The sequence below is a fragment of the Microbacterium galbinum genome (assembly GCF_023091225.1).
GTDB lineage: Bacteria > Actinomycetota > Actinomycetes > Actinomycetales > Microbacteriaceae > Microbacterium > Microbacterium galbinum.
Window position 1 is genome coordinate 1,773,362 of record NZ_JAHWXM010000001.1, and the last position, 18,577, is coordinate 1,791,938.

Below are 18,577 nucleotides of genomic sequence, written 5' to 3' on the forward strand. Positions count from 1 at the left end.
CGTCCTGAGTTAGGGACAGCGCATCACTGCGACAGCCAGGGGCGCTCGCGCAGTTCCCGGCGGCTGAGCGTCGCTCCGTGCGCAACGACCGACACCTCGGCCTCGGTGAGCTCCAGCTCGTCCACCGCCACCGCGGACCCCGCCGAACCCGCATCCGGACCCTCCGGCGCATCCGGGGCGGAGTCCGTCGGCGCGGCATCCGCTCCCCCGCCCTTGCGGGCCTGGCGCCGCTCCTTCGCACCCTCGACGAGGTTGTAGAGCGTCGGCAGCACGATCAGCGTGAGCACGGTCGACGAGATGAGTCCACCGATCACGACGATCGCGAGCGGCTGCGAGATGAACCCTCCGTGCCCGGTGATGCCGAGCGCCATCGGGGTGAGGGCGAGGATCGTCGCGAGCGCCGTCATGAGGATCGGCCGCAGACGCTTCTCCGATCCGGCCTGCACGGCGGCGACCGTCGACAGACCCTTCTCCCGATACTGGTTGACGAGGTCGACGAGCACGATCGCATTCGTCACCACGATGCCGATGAGCATCAGCACACCGATCAGCGAGGCGACACCGAGCGGCACGCCCGTGATGATCTGCAGCAGGATCGCACCGGTGGCCGCGAACGGCACTGACACGAGCAGCAGCAGCGGCTGGCGCAGCGACTTGAAGGTCGCGACCATCACCACGTAGACGATGAGGATCGCGGCGAGCATCGCCAGACCCAGCTGCGAGAACGAGTCGGCCTGCTGCGAGGCGACGCCGCCGATCTCGGCGGACGCGCCCGCGGGCAGGTCGACCGCGGCGAGCGCAGCGGAGACGGATGCCGTCGCCACGGCGAGATCGTCGGATGCCGGGGGCACGGTGATCGTGGCAGTGCGCTGCCCCTGCTCGGTGGTGATCGAGGTGGGGCCGTTGCGCTGCTCGACCGTGGCGATATCGCTGAGCGCGACCGGGCCGAGCGGCGTCGGGATCGTCAGGTCGCGCAGCGCCTCGACCGTGGCCGGCGGCTCGGAGGTGACGAGGTACACGGTGAGTGCGGTGTCGTCGATCTCGACCGAGCCGAGCTGCTGCGGGCGCATCGTGTTCGACACGATCGCTCCGACGGCGACCTCCGAGAGCCCGCGCTGGGCGGCGGCCTCACGGTCGACGACCACGGCGATGTAGGGCAGGGCGGCGGCGAGGTTGTCGCTCACCTGATCGATGCCATCGCGACCGTCGAGCTCGTCCATCACGGCGGTGGTCGCCGTGGAGAGGTCGTCGCCGTTCGACGCCGAGACCGTGATCTCGATGTCGCTCGAGCCGAACCCGGCCGACGAGGCCACCGACACGTCGCCCACGTCGGAGAGACCGTCGATCGCGTCCTGCACATCGGCGCGCAGCTTCTCCTGGTCGGCGCTCTCATCGGTGAGCACCGAGTAGGTCACGCCCGAGGAGCCGCCCGAGAACGCGTCGCGCACCGAGGAGCCGCTCGACCCGATCGAGGCCTGCACGTGCTCGATGCCGTCGATGCCGCTGAGCGCGTCCTCGACCTTGATCGCGGCATCGGACTTGGTCTCGAGGCTGGCCGTCGGGCCGAGGTCCTGCGTGATGGTCATGGTGTTCTGCCCCGAGTCGCCGAGGAAGTTCTGCTTCATGAACGGAGCTGCGGCGAGGGTCGCACCGAGCACGACCACGGCCAGCACGACGGTGACGCCCGAGTGCTTGAGCGTCCAGCCGAGGATCGGGCGGTACGCCTTCTGCAGGCGGGTGGGCGGAGCATCCTGGTGCTCGGGGTCGATGGCTGCGCCACTCTCGTCGAGCAGCGGCTTGCCGGGCTTGAGGAACCAGTACGCGAGCACCGGCACGATCGTCAGCGAGACGAGGAGCGAGGCGATCATCGCGATCGACACGGTCATCGCGAACGGCCGGAAGAGCTCGCCGACCATGTCGCCGACGAACACGATCGGCAGGAAGACAGCGACCGTGGTGATGGTGGATGCCGTGATCGCCATCGCGACCTCGCGCACCGCGAGCCGGATCGCATCACCCTTGTCGGCGTCGCCGACGTAGTGCCTCTTGATGTTCTCGATCACCACGATGGAGTCGTCGACCACGCGGCCGATCGCGATCGTGAGCGCGCCCAGGGTGAGGATGTTCAGCGAGTACCCGAAGGCCTGCAGACCGATGAAGGTGACGAGCACCGAGGTCGGGATCGAGATCGCGGTGACGAGCGTCGAGCGCACCGACATCAGGAACAGCAGGATGACGAGCACGGCCATCACGAGTCCGAGCAGGCCCTCGACCGCGAGCGTCTCGATGGACTGCTCGATGAACGGCGCCTGGTCGAAGATCACGGTGAACGTGGCGTCGGGGAACGCCTCGCCGATCTCGTCGAGCGCGGCGATGACCCCGGCCGACACCTCGACGGTGTTCGCGGCGGGGAGCTTCGTGATCGAGATCGACAGCGCATCCTGGCCGTCGACGCGCGAGATCGAGCTGACCGGGTCGGACTCCTGGACGACGGTCGCGACGTCGCCGACGGTGAGGTCGGTGCCGACGAGCGGCAGGGCGGCGATCTCGTCGACCGAGGCGATCTTCGCGCCGGTCTGCACGGTGAGCGTCTCGCCGTTCTCGGTGATGTCGCCGCCGGGGAACAGCGTGCCGTTCTGTTCGAGCGCGTCGCTGATCGCCTGGGTGCTCTGACCTGCGGCGGCGAGCGCCGCGACGTCCGGGGTGATGGTGATGCGCTGGCCGACCCCGCCGACGATCTCGGCGGCGTTCACGCCATCGACGTCTTCGAGCTCGGGGATCGCGACGGTCTCGAGCTCGGCCTGCGCGTTGTCGGCGTCGTCGAAGCCCGACACGGCGACCTGGATCACCGGGAGGTCGTTGATCGAGATCGCGAGCACCTGCGGGTCGATGTCTTCGGGCAGCGTCGACGAGATGCGGTTGATCGCCTGCTGCATCTTCTGCTCGGCGGTCGCGAGGTTCGTGCCGTACGTGAAGCTCGCCTGGATGATCGAGGCGTTGGTGGTGCTCGTGGCGGTGGTCGACTCGAGGTCGGGCACGCCCTGGATCGCCGCCTCGATCGGCGTCGAGACGTCGTTCTCGACGACCTCCGGCGAGGCGCCGGGGTAGGTGGTCATCACGACGAGCGCGGGCAGCTCCAGCGAGGGGATGAGTTCCTGCTTGAGGTTCGTGAGCGCGAGCCCACCGAAGACCGCGGCGACGATCGTGATCAGGGCGATGAGCGCGCGGTTCTTGAGGCTCAGGACGGCGAGTTTCGACAAGGTTGTTCCTCAGGGTGCTGTCTGTGCGGGTGCGAGGGAAGGTGCTGCGGGTGCGGATGCTGCGGGTGCGGTGCTGCCCGGGGTGAGTATCCCGGCGAGGCCGTCTCGGATGAGGCGCTCCTCGAGGGGGTCGTCGCTGATCTGGGCGTGCCAGAGTACGCCGTCGATGAAGACGGCTGCGGCCTTGGCCCTGTCCAGTCCGTGAACGGAGGCGATGAATTCGACGACCTGGTCGGACCAGCGCCGAGCCAGTTCGCGCACGCGCGGATCGTGCACGGCGGCGGTCACGACGGCCCGATCGGTCTCGAGGGCGCGGGCGTCGGCGAGGCTCTCGGTGATGAGCCGGGCCAGCGCCTCGGGCGTCACACCGACCGATTCGACGGCCTGACGGGTGGCCTCGATGCGCAGTTCGATCTCGCGCACGAGGAAGCCGAGAGCGGCATCGCGCAGGTCGTCGAGAGTATCGAAGTACTGGGTGGTCGCCCCGAGCGGAACGCACGCCCGGGCGGCGACCTTGCGGTGGGTGAGGGCGTCGACGCCGATCTCGACGATCAGCTCGGCGGCGGCTTCGACGATCTCGCGGCGGCGCGCTTCAGGGTCGCGTCTGCGCCGCGCTTTCGTCACCATCGGAGTCCTCCCGTACGTCCGTACATGTACATTTGTACATTTTTGGGGTGGGAGGAAGCTGGGAGCGGATGCCGTCTACCGCAGCGCCGCGCCGAGCGCGAGCCCCGCACCGGCGGCGAGGAGCCCCAGCACGAGCATCCCGACGGCGTTGAAGGCCGCCGCCCGACGTGCGCCGCCCCGCTGCAGTGCGACGGTGTCGAGCATCGCCGTACTGAAGGTCGTGTAGCCGCCGATCAACCCGGCCCCGATGAGGAAGAGCTGCTCCGGAAGCGCCGTCGTCACGAGCCCGAGCGCGAACGAGCCGGTGAGGTTGATGAGCAGGATGCCCCACGGGTAGCGACGGCCCGCGAAGCGGGCGACGCCCTGATCGACGACGTATCGCAGCACGCTGCCCGCACCTCCCGCGAGCGCGGCCGCGACGAACAGCAGCGGGCTCATGACGGGGCTCCCGCATCACGCACTCCCGCATCACGTCGGGGACGGCCGATGCGCAGCCCGGCCGCCGCGGCGACGAGGCCGAACACGAGCGACCCCACGGCGTACGCGGCACCCACGAGCGGAGCATCCGCCCAGAGCGCCAGCGCGCCCGTCATGAAGGTGCTGTACGTCGTGAAACCGCCCAGGATGCCGGTGGCGAGGAACACGCGCAGATCCCTCGACGCGGGCAACCGCGCCGCGACGACGCCGATGAGGAACGCCCCGACGATGTTGGCGATGAGGATCGCGAAGGGGAATCCGCCGTGATCGGGGATCAGCAGCATCAGGGCCAACCGTGCCGCCGTACCGATCGTGCCGCCGGCCAGCACGAGGAGCAGGCGGCGGAGGGTCACGGCATCACGCTACTCCTCGCGAGGGCGCGCCGAGCACTTGTCAAGGGCGTGGGCGGTGCGGTGCGGGGCGCGTTGACTGGCCCGCATGAAGCCCCTGTGGAAGTCCGACGCCCCCGCTCCCCTCGGCACTCCCTTCGAGCCGGGCGCGCGTCACGACGTGGTGATCGTCGGCGCCGGGATCACGGGTCTCTCGACCGCCGTGATGCTCAGCCGCGCCGGCCTCGACGTCGCCGTCATCGAATCGGGCGATGTCGCCGAGCTCGCGACCGGCGGCAACACCGGCAAGCTCTCCCTGCTGCAGGGGAAGCGCCTGGCCGAGATCCGCGAGCACCATCCGGCCGCGCTCGTGCGCGCGTACGTCGAATCGAACCGGGCGGGGATGGACTGGCTCACCGCCTTCGCCGACGGCGCCGACGTCTCGTACCTCCACCGCACCGACCACTCGTACGCCCAGGGCCGCAGCGGACTCGAGACCCTCGAGGCGCAGCACGCCGCCGCGCAGGAAGCCGGCCTGCCGACGCGGATGCTCGCGGCCGGCGACCTCGGCGCACTTCCGTTCGCCGTCGCCGGGGCGGTCGCCCTCGACGATCAGGTGACGATCGATCCCGTCGAGCTCGCGGATGCCCTGGCCCGCGTCTTCCTCGCCGCGGGCGGCACGCTGCACACCGGCATCCGCGCCACCGGGGTGCGGGTGATCCCCGAGACGCACGTGAAGACCGCCGCCGGACCCATCTTCGCCAAGGACGTCGTGCTGGCGACCGGCAGCGCGATCCTCGACCGCGGGCTGTATTTCACGAAGACGAGCGGCATGCGGTCGTACTGCGTCTCGTTCCGCGTGCCGGGCGAGGTGCCCGCCGAGACGTTCCTCTCGGTGGACTCGCCCAGCCGATCGATCCGTCCGGTGGCGGATGCCGACGGCCCGGGCGGGATCGCCCAGCTCGTGGTGGGCGGGAACGGGCATCCGGTCGGACGATCCGACAGCGAAGAGGCGGCGGTCGAAGACCTCGTGCGGTGGACGCAGGAGCACTTCCCCGGCGCCGAGGAGACGCACCGCTGGTCGGCGCAGGACTACCAATCGCACAACCGGATCCCCTTCGTCGGCGCAATGCCGCGCGGCCTCGGCCGCATCCGCTTCGCGACCGGCTACGCGAAGTGGGGTCTGTCGAACGGCCCGGCGGCGGCGATCCGCCTGTCGTCCGAGATCCTCGGCACGCCGTGGCGCGAGCGGCCGCACTGGATGACGACGATCGCCACGCGCATGACGGTTCCCGCCGATCTCGCCCAGGGTGCGCAGGAGGGCCTCGAGGTCGGCAAGGAGGCGGTGAAGGGATGGACGGATGCCGAGACCCATCCCGTGCCGGTACCGCGCCCCGCCGAGGGCGAGGGGGTCATCGCGAACCGCGCCGGTCTCCCGGTCGGCGTCTCGACCGTCGACGGCGTCACGCGCGCGGTCGACGCCGTCTGCACGCACCTGGGCGGCGTGCTCGCCTGGAACGACGCCGAGTGCACGTGGGACTGCCCGCTGCACGCCTCGCGCTTCGCCGCCGACGGCACGCGCATCGAGGGCCCGGCACTGAAGGACCTCCGCGAACTCCCCCGCACCGGCCGGCGCTGACGCGCCCCCTGCATCCGCTGAGGGGTCAGTCCGCGTGCGGGGGCGCGGCATCCCACCCCTGTTGCGGTGTCTCGCAGTCCTCGCGGAAGACGTACTGCGAGGCGAGCTTTCGCTGACTGCTCGACCAGTCGATCGCCGGGCGGCGCTGCTCGGGCGGCAGGTAGCCGAGCCGGTACACGGCCATGAGCTCGAGCTCGTCGGGCACGCGCAGCAGCCGCACGATCTCGCCCCACCGCCCCGGAACCTCCATCGGGAACGAGATGAACTGGATACCCATCCCCAGCTCGACCGTCGTGAGCCAGATGTTCTCCATCGCGGCGCCCATGCTGAACACCGAGTAGAACGACGAGAGCTGCCCGGGTCGGTACTCGCTGCGGTCGAGCATCACGCCCAGCAGCAGCGGCGACCCGGCGACGAGCTTGCGGTTCTCCTCGCCCAGCGTCTTCGGAACGCCGAACGTGTTCATGAGTTTCTGCCCGCGCTTGGTGAACACCTGGCTCGTGAAGGGGCGCAGCGCCGCGGGCAGCTTGTCGAACAGCATCCCGCTGCGCTTCTCGTCCATCTCGGCCTGGCTGAAACGGAAGTACGGCTTGTAGCGCTCGAAGAACGTGCCGTTCGACATCGCCTCGGTCATGCTCTCGCCCGAGATGCGCGAGATCTGCGCGATCGTGTCGGGGTTCTCGATCACGACGAACCGCCACGGCTGGCTGTTCAGCTGCGAGGGCGCACGCCCGGCGGCCTCGAGCAGGATGCGCTGGTGCTCCTCGCTCACCGGATCGGGCATGAATCCGCCGTTGGTGGTCTTGCGGCGGCGGATGGCGTCGAGCAGTTCCATGGGGTCACTTCCGGTCGGCGGACGGCACGCGCGAGCACACGACGCCCGCGACGATGAAGGGGGCGGCGGCGAGCGCCACGAGCGGATGCCGTGCGCTGTGCGTGCCGAGGTAGAGGATCGCCGCGAGCGGCGCGGCAGCGGGGAGGAGGGCGAGGGCGGCGCGACGGCTCGCTCGGCGCGGGCGCGCCCACAGACCGGCGGCGATGGCTCCGCCGGTGGTGACGCACGTCGCGATGTAGAGGGCGTGGTGCACCCAGCGGAAGTTCCGCGTGTCGATGACCTTCGCGGCCACGGCGGTGCCGAGCGCGGCATTGGCCCCGTAAGCGGATGCTGCGACGACGAACAGCGGTGCGGCCGTGCTTCGCCGCCGCCTTCGCCTCCACGTCATGCCCCGACCTTACGCCCGCGCCCCCTCCGCCGAACCACCCCTTGCGCGCGAAACACCCTGTGAGTACGGCACCTCCCGGTTCCTGAGCGAGCGCAGCGAGACGAAGGGCCCCCGCGCGCAGCAGCGGAGGAGAACTCGCCCTCCGCAGGAAGCATCCGCCGTTTCGATCCTGCCGAACGCGAGAAATCCTCCCGAACGGATGCCGCGGGGCGGCCCTTCGTCTCGTCTCATCTCGTCTCGTCGATTCGCTCCTCGGTCAGGGACCGGCTGGTGAAACCGGTCCCTGAGCGAGCGGAGCGAGACGAAGGGCGGCCTACAGATTCGCCTCCGCGTACACGCGGAGCGCGTCGCGGACGAACTCCGCGCCGTGAGTGCCACCCGATGAGGTGGCGTAGTTCGCGCCGAAGCGCGGGTCGGCGACGTACATCTCGCCGAGTCCGAGCACGTACGCCTTCGCGTCACCGTCGGGGGCGGATGCCGGAGTCCCCGGCACTCCCGTCAGCCACTCGACGTGGCGGCGGGCGAGGGCCTGCGCCTCATCGGATGCCGGGTCGATGCCGCTCTCGGCGGCGGCGATCCAGTCGCGACCGAGGTCGGCGACCCTCTGCTTCCAGTCGATGCGCTCGGCATCCGTCATGCTCCGCCACCAGCGGTCGCCGTCGGCGTAGGCCTTCGCGCCCCAGCGCTGCTCGACCTCGTCCCTGTACTGCGTGTGGTCGAAGCCGTCGAACATGTTCTCTGCCATGAGTTCTTCACCTCCTCTCAGAGCGTCGATGGTGGATTCGACCGACGCGATCTGTCGCGCCAGCCGGGTCTGCTCCTCGCGCAGCAGCGCGAGGTGGGTTTCGAGAGCGGATGCCTCCGCGCGCTTGGTTCCTGCACCCTCGGCCCCCTGGATCCCTGCACCCTCGGCACCCTGGGTCCCTGAGCCTGTCGAAGGGCCCAACACCTCCGCGATCTGCGGCAGCCCGAGTCCGAGCTCGCGCAGCAGCAGGATGCGCTGGAGGCGCACGAGGGCGGTCTCGTCGTAGTGGCGGTAGCCGTTCGCCGCGATGCGCGTCGGCGCCAGCAGTCCGATGTCGTCGTAGTGACGCAGGGTTCTGCTGGTCGTGCCGGCGAGGCGGGCGATCTCCTGGATCGACCAGTCCCGACTGCTCATGCGCTTCTCCTTCCGTGTGGATGTCTCCACCGTAGAAGTTGACGTTGCGTCAATGTCAAGCGGCGCGAACCCGAGAGTTTCCCGACCTCTTGACAATTTCGAGATATATCGTGTTATCTTTCTCGAACACGATATATCTCGATCCTCGACCCAGGAGAAGCAGACATGACCGAGAAGTGGCTCATCGCCCCCGGCGAAGAACGCGTCATCGACATCGAATCCGTGACGCGCCTCAAGGTCGGCCTCGTCGGCGGACAGGTCGACGTGATCGCGCACGACGAACCCGGCATCCGCATCGAGGTCCACGGCGTCACCACCAAGGACCTCCGCATCGAATCCCACGACGGCGAGGTCGAGATCGACCACCCGCAGCTCGGCTGGGACAACTTCCTCGAGGTGTTCCGCAACTTCGGCAGCGGCGGTCCTCGCGCCGAGGTGAGCGTGGCCGTGCCCCGCTCGATCGCGCTGAACCTCGGCGTCGTCAGCGCCGGCGCCCTCGTCTCCGGCATCCGCAATGATGCTCGCCTCAGCACCGTCTCGGGCGACCTCATCGTCGACACCCTGATCGGCGACCTCACCGTCAACACCGTCTCGGGCGACGTGCAGGTGCGCGGTCTCACCGGCTCGATCAACGCGAACAGCGTGTCGGGCGACGTGGCCGTCACCGGCGTCGTGCGCAAGGCGACCGTCGACATCGTCTCGGGCTCGACGACCGTCGACGCCGCCGGTGATGTGAACACCATCTCGGTGAACTCGGTCTCGGGCGGCACCACGGTGCGCCTCGACGAGTCGCTCGCCGCGAACTACGTCATCCGTTCGCTCAGCGGCCGCCTGCTCATCGACGGCATCGAGCGCAGCTCCTCGGGGCCGAGCAACTACACCGGCACCAAGGGCGAGCTCGCCGGGCGCTTCGTCGATCTGCGGGTGAACTCCGTCTCGGGCGGCGTCACGGTTCTGCGCCGCACCCCCGAGTCGATCACGAACGACGCGGAATGGGAGGAAGAGGCATGACCCCCGCCGTCTTCTCGCACGGCGACCTGCGCCTGTACCTGCTGTCGCTGCTCGCCGAGTCACCGCAGCACGGCTACGGCATCATCCAGGCGCTCACCGATCGCACCGGCGGCACCTACACCCCGAGCGCCGGCACCATCTACCCGCGCCTCGCGAAGCTCGAGGAAGAGGGGCTCGTCACCAAGACGGTCGACGGGCGCACCACGATCTACGCGATCACCGACGAGGGCCGCGCCGAACTCGCCTCCCGCGAGAACGACCTGGCCGGGATCGAGTCCGGGCTCGCCGACTCGGTGCGCCTCATCGCCAACGAGGTGCGTCAGAGCGTGCAGGACGCGATGAAGACCCTCCGCGCCGACCTCGCCTCGGCCGCGCACGACGAACGCCAGTCGGCGAAGAGCCGCCCGCGCTCGGCATCCGATGACACTCGGGTGACGAGCCGCGAGGAGATGCACCGGGCGGATGCCGTGATCAACGCGTTCCGTGCACGCATCCGCACCGATCTGCGCACGCACGTGGCGCAGGGCGGCGCGCTCCCCGCGAACGTCGTGACCGATCTCGAGAACGCCCTCGACGCCGCCGCCCGCGCGGTGACGGTCGGCATCTCGACGACCCGCTAGGCCGCCTACCAGGTCGACAGGATCAGCGCCGGGTCGCTGAGCCTGTCGAAGCGCCGCGCCCCGCATCACCCGCCCCGAGAAGGTCCCGGTATCGCCCGCCGATATCGGGACCTTCTGCGCTACTGTCACCCCATGAGCATCGCTCGTCCGCTGCGCCGCAGCACCGCAGTCGCCGCTACGGTGGCGCTCTCGGTCATCGCCCTCACCGCATGCGTTCCCAGCATCACAGACATCCTTCAGCGTTCGACCGCCTCGTCCGTCGAGCAGATTCAGGACGACCTCTGGCCCTACCGTGCGGACATCGTCGCTGATCCTGAACAAGCGATCGTCGCGCTCGGATTCATCGCGGACGCCCGTCACGGTGTGCCACTGGAGGACAACCGCGGAGGAACGCTCCTTCTGAACATGAGCGATGGCGAGGACGGCCCGGCTCTCTCTCTGCTCGCATCGGGTGGGGCGCAGACGGGAGGCGGGTGGACGTACGACCAACAATCCGCCGCGGTCTGCGTCACGTTGACCTTCCCGCAGACTCGGGATCGCATCGTCACCACGCCCGCGAGGTGCCCTGACATCCCTCAGCTCGAGCACTTCGACCGCGTCTACTCCCTCGACGATCTCGACGTGCGCCGTGAAGTCACTGACGCTGACTACCCGGCGCCCGTGTGCCAGTGCTACAGCGGCAGCGCGTGCGACTGCCCGGGAGGCTAGGAGTACCGGCCGAAGCTTTCGACTTCAGCGCTGAGTCTCACGATGGAATCGGACCAGTCAGGTCCCTCGCTCACCGCGGGGACCGATGAGAGGATGGCGGCATGAGCACTCTCCGCCCGATCGATGTCGATTCGTGGCCGCGCGCCGAGCACTTCCGGCACTACTCCACCGCCGTGCCGTGCAGCTACGCCCTCACGGTCGAGCTCGATGCGACGCGGCTCACGGCGGCGATCCGCAACGCCGCGCGCAAGACATATCCGACACAGATCTGGGCCCTTGCTGATGCGGTCAACCGTCACGAGCAGTTCCGGATGGGCCTGACCGCCGACGGCGCACCCGGCATCTGGGACGTCGTGCACCCTGCGTTCACCGTGTTCAACCCCGAACGCGAGACGTTCGCGAGCGTGTGGACGCCGTACGATCCCGACTTCGCGACCTTCCAAGAGCACGCCGTCGACCTCCTGAGCACGCACCGCTCAGCGACGGAGATGTTCCCGCAGTCCGATACGCCGCCCAACACCTTCGACGTCTCGAGCCTGCCGTGGACGACGTTCACCGCGTTCTCACTGCAGATCAAGGATGCCGGGACGCATCTCCCGCCCATCTTCACCCTCGGCCGCTACGTCGAGCGCGCGGGCCAAGTGATCCAGCCCCTCGCGATCCAGATCCACCACGCCGCAGCGGACGGCTTCCACACCGGCCGCCTCGTCGATGACCTCCAGCGGCTGTTCGACGACCCGAGCTGGGTCGGCTGAGACGACCCCGGAGACCTACTCCGCCGCCTCCGGCCAGATCTCCTTCTGGGAGTCGGGCACGAGGTCGCCGAGCGGCACGACGAGGATCGACCGGTGCTGGCGATGCGCCAGGCGAGCGGCGACCGATCCGGTGAAGAATTCTCGGATGCTCTCGCCGATGCCCCGCTTGCGGGTGCCGATCACGATCAACTGAGCGTCGAGCTTGTGCGCCAGCTGCTTGATCGCGAGCGCCGGGTCGCCGACGAGCTGACGGGCGGTCCAGGTGATGCCCGAGGCGTCGAGGGCCGGGGCGACCGCCGCCTGCACGGCCTCGAATTCGGCCGCACCGGCGTCGAAGTTGATGTCGATGGGGGCCGAGTGCACGTAGCCGTCGGGGTCCTCGTAGGTGACGAAACGCGTCACGTCGACGTGGGCGACCACGAGGGGCACACCGAGTAGTCGGGCGTAGCGCACGGCCTCGTCGACCACGCGGCCGTCTTGATGGGGCTGCACTCCGACGATCACGGCCTTCTGCAGAGCCGCGTTCTGTGCGGCCTCGTCGGACGGAGTGGAGGTGTTCTCGGTCATGATGATCGCTCCCTTCACCAGCCTGGCATCAGCCAGAGGGTATTACCCGCGTGCTATTCTGAATGCTACTCTTACCGGCTGCGCGCCGGTGTCGTGAATGCCGCGGGTCCTGACCACCCGCCGCTTAACTCGTGAGGGGGTCTCGCGCATGGGCCGTGGCCGTCAGAAGGCGAAGCACACAAAGATCGCCCGCGAACTCAAGGCGTACAGTCCGTCGGTGAACTACTCCGCGCTCGAGCGCGAGCTGGGTCACCCGACCGACGAAGACGCCTACGTCGATAAGTGGGCGGACGATTATGCCGACGAAGACGAGGACGAACTAGAGAAGGCCTGACCGCCCCTCTGTTCGACTTCTCCCCCGTATGACCTACGGGGGTTTCGTCGTACCCGGGCGACACGATCTGCGAGGATCGACGCATGCCCCATGTCGTCGCTCTCTACCGTCACCCGATCAAGGGCTTCACTCCGGAGTCGGTCGGGTCCCTGACCGTGCAGGCCGACGGACGGGCCGCGGGAGATCGCGTGCTCGCGTTCCGTTTCGCGGATGCCGCGACACCGGAAGAGCGCGACGGCCTCGAGCACTGGCCGAAGGCGAAGGGTCTCGCCCTGCAGGACTTCCCGGCGCTGGCCGCCCTGCGCACGCACTACGACGACGCCCGTGCACGAGTGCGGATCGAGCACGACGGCGCTGTGCTCGCGGAGGCGGGTCTCGACGACGACGGACGCGCAGAGCTGACGGATGCCGTCACCGCGTTCGTGCGCGCGACGCGGGAGGGTCGACGCCTCGAGCGTCCCGGGCGTCTCCCCCTCGTGCTGGTCGGTGACGGCGAGACCTCGCGCTTCCAGGACCGAGCCCGAGGCTACGTTTCTCTGCACAGCCGCGGCAGCGCGGAGGCATTGGGCGAGGCGGTGGGAACGGGGATCGACGATCGACGCTTCCGCTCGAACATCGTCATCGATGGGGTCGATGCGTGGGCCGAGCTGGACTGGGACGGCGAGGTACGGATCGGCGACGTCACGCTGACCACGGAGGGACCGATCGTGCGCTGCCTCGCGACCCACGCGAACCCCGACACCGGCGAACGCGACGTCAAGGTGCTCACGACCCTCACCGGTGCGCTCGGACAGGACGAGCCGACGCTCGGACGGCTGTTCCTCCCGGTCACCCCTCAGAGCGATGAGCACGCGCCGGCGGGAGTCATCCGCGTGGGCGACGAGGTGCACGTGCTCTGAGCGTCGAGCTCACCAGCGGCCGTGCCGCGCCTCCCACTCGTCTTCGATCGTGCGGCGGCGCCCGGCCACGAGACCCGCGGGGATCGACACGACGAGCACGCCGATGACGACCATCAACGGCACCTGCCAGCTCCCGGTGGTCTCGTGCAGCAGACCGATCAGCAGCGGGAAGACCGCGGCGATGCCGTAGCCGATGCTCTGCACGAATCCGCTCAGCGCGACGGCGCTCTCGGGCGTGCGCGCACGGATGCTGAGCAGCACGAGGCTGAGCGGGAACAGGATCGCCGTGAGCCCGTAGATGATCGCCCACAGCGCCGGGGCGACCGTCGGCACGAGCAGCAGACCACCGAGACCCACGACCCCGCAGGCGACCGCGAACAGGAACAGCGGCCGCGTCGCCTGGAAACGCACGATGAGGATCGGCACCAGCAGCCCGCACGGGAGACCGGCGAGTGCGAAGAGCGAGAGCAGGAATCCGGCCGTCGCGGGGGTGACGCCGGCGATGTCGACCAGCATGGTCGGCAGCCAGGCGAAGGCGACGTAGGCCATGGTCGATGACGTGCCGAACACCAGCGCCAGCGCCCACGGCAACGGCATCCGCCACAACCGGCCGAACACGCGCGGGCTGGCCGGCACCGTGGCGATGGGTCCGGTGGCGACGGCCGCGGCATCCGTCAGGTCGTCGACCCCGTCGGTCGGGTCGAGCACAACGTCGGCGGCACGAGCGGATGTCGTCGACGCGCGCCCGCGTTCACCGATCAGCAGCGCGATCCACGGCAGCAGCGCGAGCACCGCGAACCCGCCCCAGAGCCCGAGCGACACCCGCCAGCCGAGCGAGTCGGCGACCGGCACGGCGACGAGCGGCGGCACGAAGGTCGAGACCGCCATCATGGTGGAGTACAGCGTCATCATGACGCCGAGACGGTCGGGGAAGTACTTCTTCACCAGCGGCGGCAGCAGCACGTTGCCCGCGCCGACACCGGCGAACACGACCACGGTCGCGGCGAGCAGGCTCGTCGAGTCGCCCGCGAAGCCGCGCAGCAGGAGTCCGAGAGACATCAGGGCGAGGGCGCCGACCGCGACACGCTCGAGCCCGAAGCGGCGTTCGACGAGCGGGGTGACCAGCCCGAACACGGCGAAGCACACCGGCGGCGCGGCGCCGATGAGGCCGACGATCACGGGCGACACCGGGAAGTCGCGGGAGATGTGGTCGATCACCGGTGACAGCGAGGCGACCGCCGAACGCAGCGAGAACGCCACGAGCACGATCCCGATCAGCGCGAGAGCCCGCCCCTGCCAGAGCGGGCGGCCCTCCGCGATCATGAGGTCTGCGAGCTCTCCACCCAGGCCAGGTACTCGTCGCTCACGGTTCCGGTGACGTACCGGCCGTCGAAGCAGCTCATGTCGAGGTCGTCGACGACCGAGCCCTCGGTGATCGCGGCCTTCAGGTCGTCGACCTCCTGGTAGACCAGGTGGTCGCAGCCCAGCACCTCGGCGATCTCGGGGATCGTGCGACCGTGCGCGATGAGCTCGTGACGCGACGGCATGTTGATGCCGTAGACGTGCGGGTGCCGCACGGGCGGCGCCGCCGAGGCGAAGGTCACCGAGATCGCGCCGGCATCCCGCGCCATCTGGATGATCTCCTTCGACGTCGTGCCGCGCACGATCGAGTCGTCGATGAGCAGCACGTTCTTGCCCTGGAACTCGGTCGACATCGCGTTGAGCTTCTGGCGCACGCTCTTCTTGCGCACCGCCTGCCCCGGCATGATGAAGGTGCGGCCGACGTAGCGGTTCTTGTAGAAGCCCTCGCGGTACTCGATGCCGAGCTTGCGGGCGACCTCCATCGCGGCGGGGCGCGACGAGTCGGGGATGGGCATGACGACGTCGATCTTGTTCATCGGCACGTGCTTCGCGATGGTGTCGGCGAGACGGTCGCCCATGCGCAGACGCGACTCGTAGACCGAGATGCCGTTCATGACCGAGTCGGGACGCGCGAGGTAGACGTACTCGAACGCGCACGGCGAGAGCTGCGTCTCGGCGGCGCACTGCTTGGTGTGCAGCTCGCCCTCGGTCGTGATGAAGACGGCCTCACCGGGCTCGACCTCGCGCACGACCTCGTAGTCGCCGTTCTCGAGCACCAGCGACTCGCTCGCGACGACCCACTCGTCCTTGCCCTCGTTGCCGGGCACGGTCGACGGGCGACGCCCCAGGATCAGCGGGCGGATGCCGAACGGATCGCGGAAGGCGAGCAGACCGTAGCCGGCGATCACGGCGATGACGGCGTACGCGCCCTCGATGCGCTCGTGCGTGCGCTCGACGGCCTCGAAGACCCGCTCGGGGTCGAGGTCGACCGTCGAGGTGGTGTTCTGCAGCTCGCCCGCGAGCACGTTGAGCAGCAGCTCGGTGTCGCTCGACGAGTTGAGGTGGCGGCGATCGCGCTTCGCCATCTCGGCGGTGAGCTCACGCGTGTTGGTGAGGTTGCCGTTGTGGATGAGGATGATGCCGTACGGCGCGTTCACGTAGAACGGCTGCATCTCCTCTTCGTTCGATGCCGTGCCCTTGGTCGCGTAGCGCACGTGACCGAGACCGACGTTGCCGAGCAGCGCACGCATGTCGCGGGTACGGAACGCCTCGCGCACCATCCCCTGCGCCTTGGCGTTGTGCATGACGCCGTTCGCCTCTGCCGTGGCGATGCCCGTCGCATCCTGGCCGCGATGCTGCAGCAGGAGGAGAGCGTCGTAGATGTCCTGGTTGACCGGGGCCGTCCCCACCATTCCGACGATGCCGCACATGGGGTTTTACTTCGCTCCGTCCGCGTAGGCGCCCACGAGGCGCACCGCTCCGCCGTCGACGCCCTTGGCGCCCTGTTCGAACTCTCCTGCCGGACGCCCGTCGAAACGCACCGTGCCGACCTGCCACGCGGGCATGCCCTCGGCCTGGAGCGCCGCGATCGCGGCATCCTTCGCGCTGTCGGAGACCACCGCGAGGAACCCGATACCCAGGTTCCAGGTGCCCTCCGCCGACTCGAGCGACGAACCGGCGATGTCGCTGAGCACGCGGAAGACCGGGCTCGGCGACCACGTGCTGCGGTCGACCTCGGCCCAGCTGCCCTGCGGGAGCACGCGGGCGAGGTTCGCCGCGATGCCGCCGCCGGTGACGTGGCTGAGCGCGTGCACCGCGCCCGGGATGGCGTCGATGAGACGCAGCAGGGGAAGCGTGTAGAGGCGGGTCGGCTCGAGCAGGGCCTCGCCCCACGTGCCGCCGAGGTCGGCCGAGTTGTCGCCGTACGAGATGCCGGCGCCCGTGATGATGTGACGCACGAGCGAGTAGCCGTTGGAGTGCAGACCGCTCGAGGCGATCGCGAGCACCGCGTCGCCGTCGGTCACGCGGTCGGCGCCGAGGATCGCATCGGCCTCGACGACACCGGTCGCGGCACCCGCGACGTCGTAGTCGCGCGGACCCAGCAGACCCGGGTGCTCGGCCGTCTCGCCGCCCACCAGCGCGGTGCCCGTCGCGGCGCACGCCTCGGCGATGCCGCGCACGATGTCGGCGATGCGCTGGGGGAAGACCTTGCCGCAGGCGATGTAGTCGGTCATGAAGAGCGGCTTCGCTCCCACCACGACGATGTCGTCGACGACCATGCCGACCAGGTCCTGGCCGATCGTGTCGTGCTTGTCGATCGCCTGGGCGATCGCGACCTTCGTGCCGACGCCGTCGGTGCTGGTCGCGAGCAGCGGGCGGCGGAAGTCGCGCAGCGCGCTCGCGTCGAAGAGACCGGCGAATCCGCCGACGCCTCCGAGCACTTCGGGGCCGTGCGTCGCCCGCACGGACGACTTCATCAGCTCGACGGCGAGGTCGCCGGCAGCGGTATCGACGCCGGCTTCGGAATAGGGATTGGTGGGGGAGGCAGCCACGCGTCCAGCCTACCGCCCGCCGGGCGTGCCGAGATGCGATCGGCTCCTGCGGAGGGAGGCGATCGCATCGGCGTCACCGTCAGCGCTGAGCGTCGTCAGCCCCGTCGACATCGTCGGCCGTGTCGCGTTCTCCTCCGGCATCCGCGGCGTCGCCGTGCCGCGCGTCGCCTTCGCCGGTCACACCCCAGGGCGCGGTCCCCGTCTCCATCCCGCTCATCGCTCCGGACTCTCCGTCGGCACCGTCGGCGGCCGGGCCCTCGCCCGTGCGTTCGTTCTCCTGATTGCGCATCATCTCTTCCTCTCGTCCGCGGGCAGCGGATGGCCCACTTCCCCCGGTCTACGCCTCGACGGTCGAAAGGGCGCGCGGGTTGACGCGGCGAGCGGCAGCGGTTAGCACTGCTTCCCGGATTCTCACCCCGAGCGCGGCCACAGCCCTACGATGGGGCCATGGCCGACAAGCCGCAGTGGCTCATCCGCGAAGACGCGAGCGTTCCGGTGCTCGTCGCGCTCGCGCTGCGCCAGGCCCTCGGCATCCGCGTTCCCGACGATCTGCCGACTCTGCGCGATCTGCCGGTGCGCGCGCCGGATGCCGCCGACGCCACGTCGGCCATCGAGAAGCAGTGGCGCGACTACTGGGACATGACGGTCGAGCCGCGCGCTCACCCCTCCGGTGTTCCCCTCGAACTGATCGACGGTTTCGACACGCTCGTGGCGCTGCCCGCCTCCGGCGCGGAAGAGCTCGGGGCGGGGATCGCCGCGCACGCGGCATCCGCTCTGCGCTACGCGCGCGCCGCGCACGACCGCTACGTGAAGTCGATGAAGAGCCACACCGGCGGCGACGCCTACCGGGCGTACGCCAGCGCGATCGCCGAGTTCGAGCGCGACATCGGCCGGCGGGCCCATTCGTTCGAGCTGAACGTGCAGGTGCTGCCGTTCTCGCAGCGCGGCATCTGGTGGATCGGTGATCTGACCGTCGCGGTGACCGACGGTCTGCGCCGAGACATCGTGGCGTTCGACTCGGCCATCCGGCCGGTCATCGCCGAACTGGCCTGAGG

The 18,577-nt window shown here is 69.4% G+C and carries 20 protein-coding genes; 8 read left to right on the forward strand and 12 right to left on the reverse strand.

The genetic code is table 11. The features are described 5' to 3' along the window. Positions 1 to 23: 23 nt before the first annotated feature. The 4 genes from KZC52_RS08450 to KZC52_RS08465 form a co-directional block, all read right to left on the reverse strand. Positions 24 to 3,260, reverse strand: coding sequence for an efflux RND transporter permease subunit (locus KZC52_RS08450; protein ID WP_247623599.1), 3,237 nt, complete (start codon positions 3,258 to 3,260; stop codon positions 24 to 26). A gap of 9 nt (positions 3,261 to 3,269) precedes the next feature. Beyond that, positions 3,270 to 3,887, reverse strand: a complete 618-nt coding sequence (locus KZC52_RS08455; RefSeq protein ID WP_247623600.1) for a TetR/AcrR family transcriptional regulator — start codon at positions 3,885 to 3,887, stop codon at positions 3,270 to 3,272. A 75-nt stretch (positions 3,888 to 3,962) separates the two neighbouring features. Then, the gene (locus KZC52_RS08460; protein ID WP_247623601.1) at positions 3,963 to 4,325 is read right to left on the reverse strand and encodes a fluoride efflux transporter FluC; all 363 of its coding nucleotides are present in this window, start codon (positions 4,323 to 4,325) and stop codon (positions 3,963 to 3,965) included. Beyond that, on the reverse strand, positions 4,322 to 4,717 hold the full coding sequence (locus KZC52_RS08465; RefSeq protein WP_247623602.1) for a fluoride efflux transporter FluC: 396 nt from the start codon (positions 4,715 to 4,717) through the stop codon (positions 4,322 to 4,324). Before KZC52_RS08465 ends, KZC52_RS08460 begins: the two co-directional genes overlap by 4 nt. An 85-nt stretch (positions 4,718 to 4,802) precedes the next feature. On the opposite strand from KZC52_RS08465, the gene KZC52_RS08470 reads away from it, so the two are divergent. Next, positions 4,803 to 6,332 (forward strand): FAD-dependent oxidoreductase, encoded by a 1,530-nt coding sequence (locus KZC52_RS08470; protein ID WP_247623603.1) that lies wholly within the window; start codon positions 4,803 to 4,805, stop codon positions 6,330 to 6,332. A gap of 25 nt (positions 6,333 to 6,357) precedes the next feature. On the opposite strand, the gene KZC52_RS08475 is transcribed toward KZC52_RS08470, so the two are convergent. The 3 genes from KZC52_RS08475 to KZC52_RS08485 form a co-directional block, all read right to left on the reverse strand. Further along, complete coding sequence (locus tag KZC52_RS08475; RefSeq protein WP_247623604.1) at positions 6,358 to 7,167, reverse strand: nitroreductase family protein; 810 nt, start codon at positions 7,165 to 7,167, stop codon at positions 6,358 to 6,360. Positions 7,168 to 7,171: 4 nt separating this feature from the next. Further along, on the reverse strand, positions 7,172 to 7,555 hold the full coding sequence (locus KZC52_RS08480; RefSeq protein WP_247623605.1) for a hypothetical protein: 384 nt from the start codon (positions 7,553 to 7,555) through the stop codon (positions 7,172 to 7,174). Positions 7,556 to 7,868: 313 nt separating this feature from the next. Continuing rightward, positions 7,869 to 8,714 (reverse strand): MerR family transcriptional regulator, encoded by an 846-nt coding sequence (locus KZC52_RS08485; RefSeq protein ID WP_247623606.1) that lies wholly within the window; start codon positions 8,712 to 8,714, stop codon positions 7,869 to 7,871. A gap of 165 nt (positions 8,715 to 8,879) precedes the next feature. On the opposite strand from KZC52_RS08485, the gene KZC52_RS08490 reads away from it, so the two are divergent. The 4 genes from KZC52_RS08490 to KZC52_RS08505 all read left to right on the forward strand — a co-directional run bounded on the left by KZC52_RS08490 (position 8,880) and on the right by KZC52_RS08505 (position 11,808). Beyond that, positions 8,880 to 9,725 (forward strand): DUF4097 family beta strand repeat-containing protein, encoded by an 846-nt coding sequence (locus KZC52_RS08490; RefSeq protein ID WP_247623607.1) that lies wholly within the window; start codon positions 8,880 to 8,882, stop codon positions 9,723 to 9,725. Then, on the forward strand, positions 9,722 to 10,345 hold the full coding sequence (locus KZC52_RS08495) for a PadR family transcriptional regulator (protein ID WP_247623608.1): 624 nt from the start codon (positions 9,722 to 9,724) through the stop codon (positions 10,343 to 10,345). Before KZC52_RS08490 ends, KZC52_RS08495 begins: the two co-directional genes overlap by 4 nt. Before the next feature lie 132 nt (positions 10,346 to 10,477). Beyond that, entirely contained in the window at positions 10,478 to 11,053 is a 576-nt protein-coding gene (locus KZC52_RS08500) for a hypothetical protein (protein WP_247623609.1), read from the forward strand. Between the two features lie 101 nt (positions 11,054 to 11,154). Further along, positions 11,155 to 11,808: a CatA-like O-acetyltransferase gene (locus KZC52_RS08505; RefSeq protein WP_247623610.1), complete on the forward strand. Its 654-nt coding sequence runs from the start codon at positions 11,155 to 11,157 to the stop codon at positions 11,806 to 11,808. Positions 11,809 to 11,823: 15 nt separating this feature from the next. Here KZC52_RS08505 and KZC52_RS08510 read toward each other — a convergent pair whose 3' ends face one another. Next, a complete protein-coding gene (locus tag KZC52_RS08510; protein ID WP_247623611.1) occupies positions 11,824 to 12,375 on the reverse strand; it encodes a universal stress protein in 552 nt (183 codons plus the stop codon). Positions 12,376 to 12,523: 148 nt separating this feature from the next. On the opposite strand from KZC52_RS08510, the gene KZC52_RS08515 reads away from it, so the two are divergent. Further along, entirely contained in the window at positions 12,524 to 12,709 is a 186-nt protein-coding gene (locus tag KZC52_RS08515; protein ID WP_029259537.1) for a DUF3073 domain-containing protein, read from the forward strand. A gap of 83 nt (positions 12,710 to 12,792) precedes the next feature. Then, positions 12,793 to 13,608: an MOSC domain-containing protein gene (locus KZC52_RS08520; protein ID WP_247623612.1), complete on the forward strand. Its 816-nt coding sequence runs from the start codon at positions 12,793 to 12,795 to the stop codon at positions 13,606 to 13,608. Between the two features lie 9 nt (positions 13,609 to 13,617). On the opposite strand, the gene KZC52_RS08525 is transcribed toward KZC52_RS08520, so the two are convergent. The 4 genes from KZC52_RS08525 to KZC52_RS08540 all read right to left on the reverse strand — a co-directional run bounded on the left by KZC52_RS08525 (position 13,618) and on the right by KZC52_RS08540 (position 17,811). Further along, positions 13,618 to 14,931, reverse strand: coding sequence for an MFS transporter (locus KZC52_RS08525; RefSeq protein WP_247623613.1), 1,314 nt, complete (start codon positions 14,929 to 14,931; stop codon positions 13,618 to 13,620). Beyond that, positions 14,928 to 16,400 (reverse strand): amidophosphoribosyltransferase, encoded by a 1,473-nt coding sequence (purF, locus tag KZC52_RS08530; RefSeq protein WP_247623614.1) that lies wholly within the window; start codon positions 16,398 to 16,400, stop codon positions 14,928 to 14,930. The genes KZC52_RS08525 and purF overlap by 4 nt, the downstream gene beginning before the upstream one ends. Before the next feature lie 6 nt (positions 16,401 to 16,406). Further along, positions 16,407 to 17,522, reverse strand: coding sequence for a phosphoribosylformylglycinamidine cyclo-ligase (purM, locus tag KZC52_RS08535; protein ID WP_247623615.1), 1,116 nt, complete (start codon positions 17,520 to 17,522; stop codon positions 16,407 to 16,409). A gap of 79 nt (positions 17,523 to 17,601) precedes the next feature. After that, a complete protein-coding gene (locus tag KZC52_RS08540) occupies positions 17,602 to 17,811 on the reverse strand; it encodes a hypothetical protein (protein WP_247623616.1) in 210 nt (69 codons plus the stop codon). A 158-nt stretch (positions 17,812 to 17,969) separates the two neighbouring features. On the opposite strand from KZC52_RS08540, the gene KZC52_RS08545 reads away from it, so the two are divergent. Then, on the forward strand, positions 17,970 to 18,575 hold the full coding sequence (locus KZC52_RS08545; protein WP_247623617.1) for a zinc-binding alcohol dehydrogenase: 606 nt from the start codon (positions 17,970 to 17,972) through the stop codon (positions 18,573 to 18,575). Positions 18,576 to 18,577 lie beyond the last annotated feature (2 nt).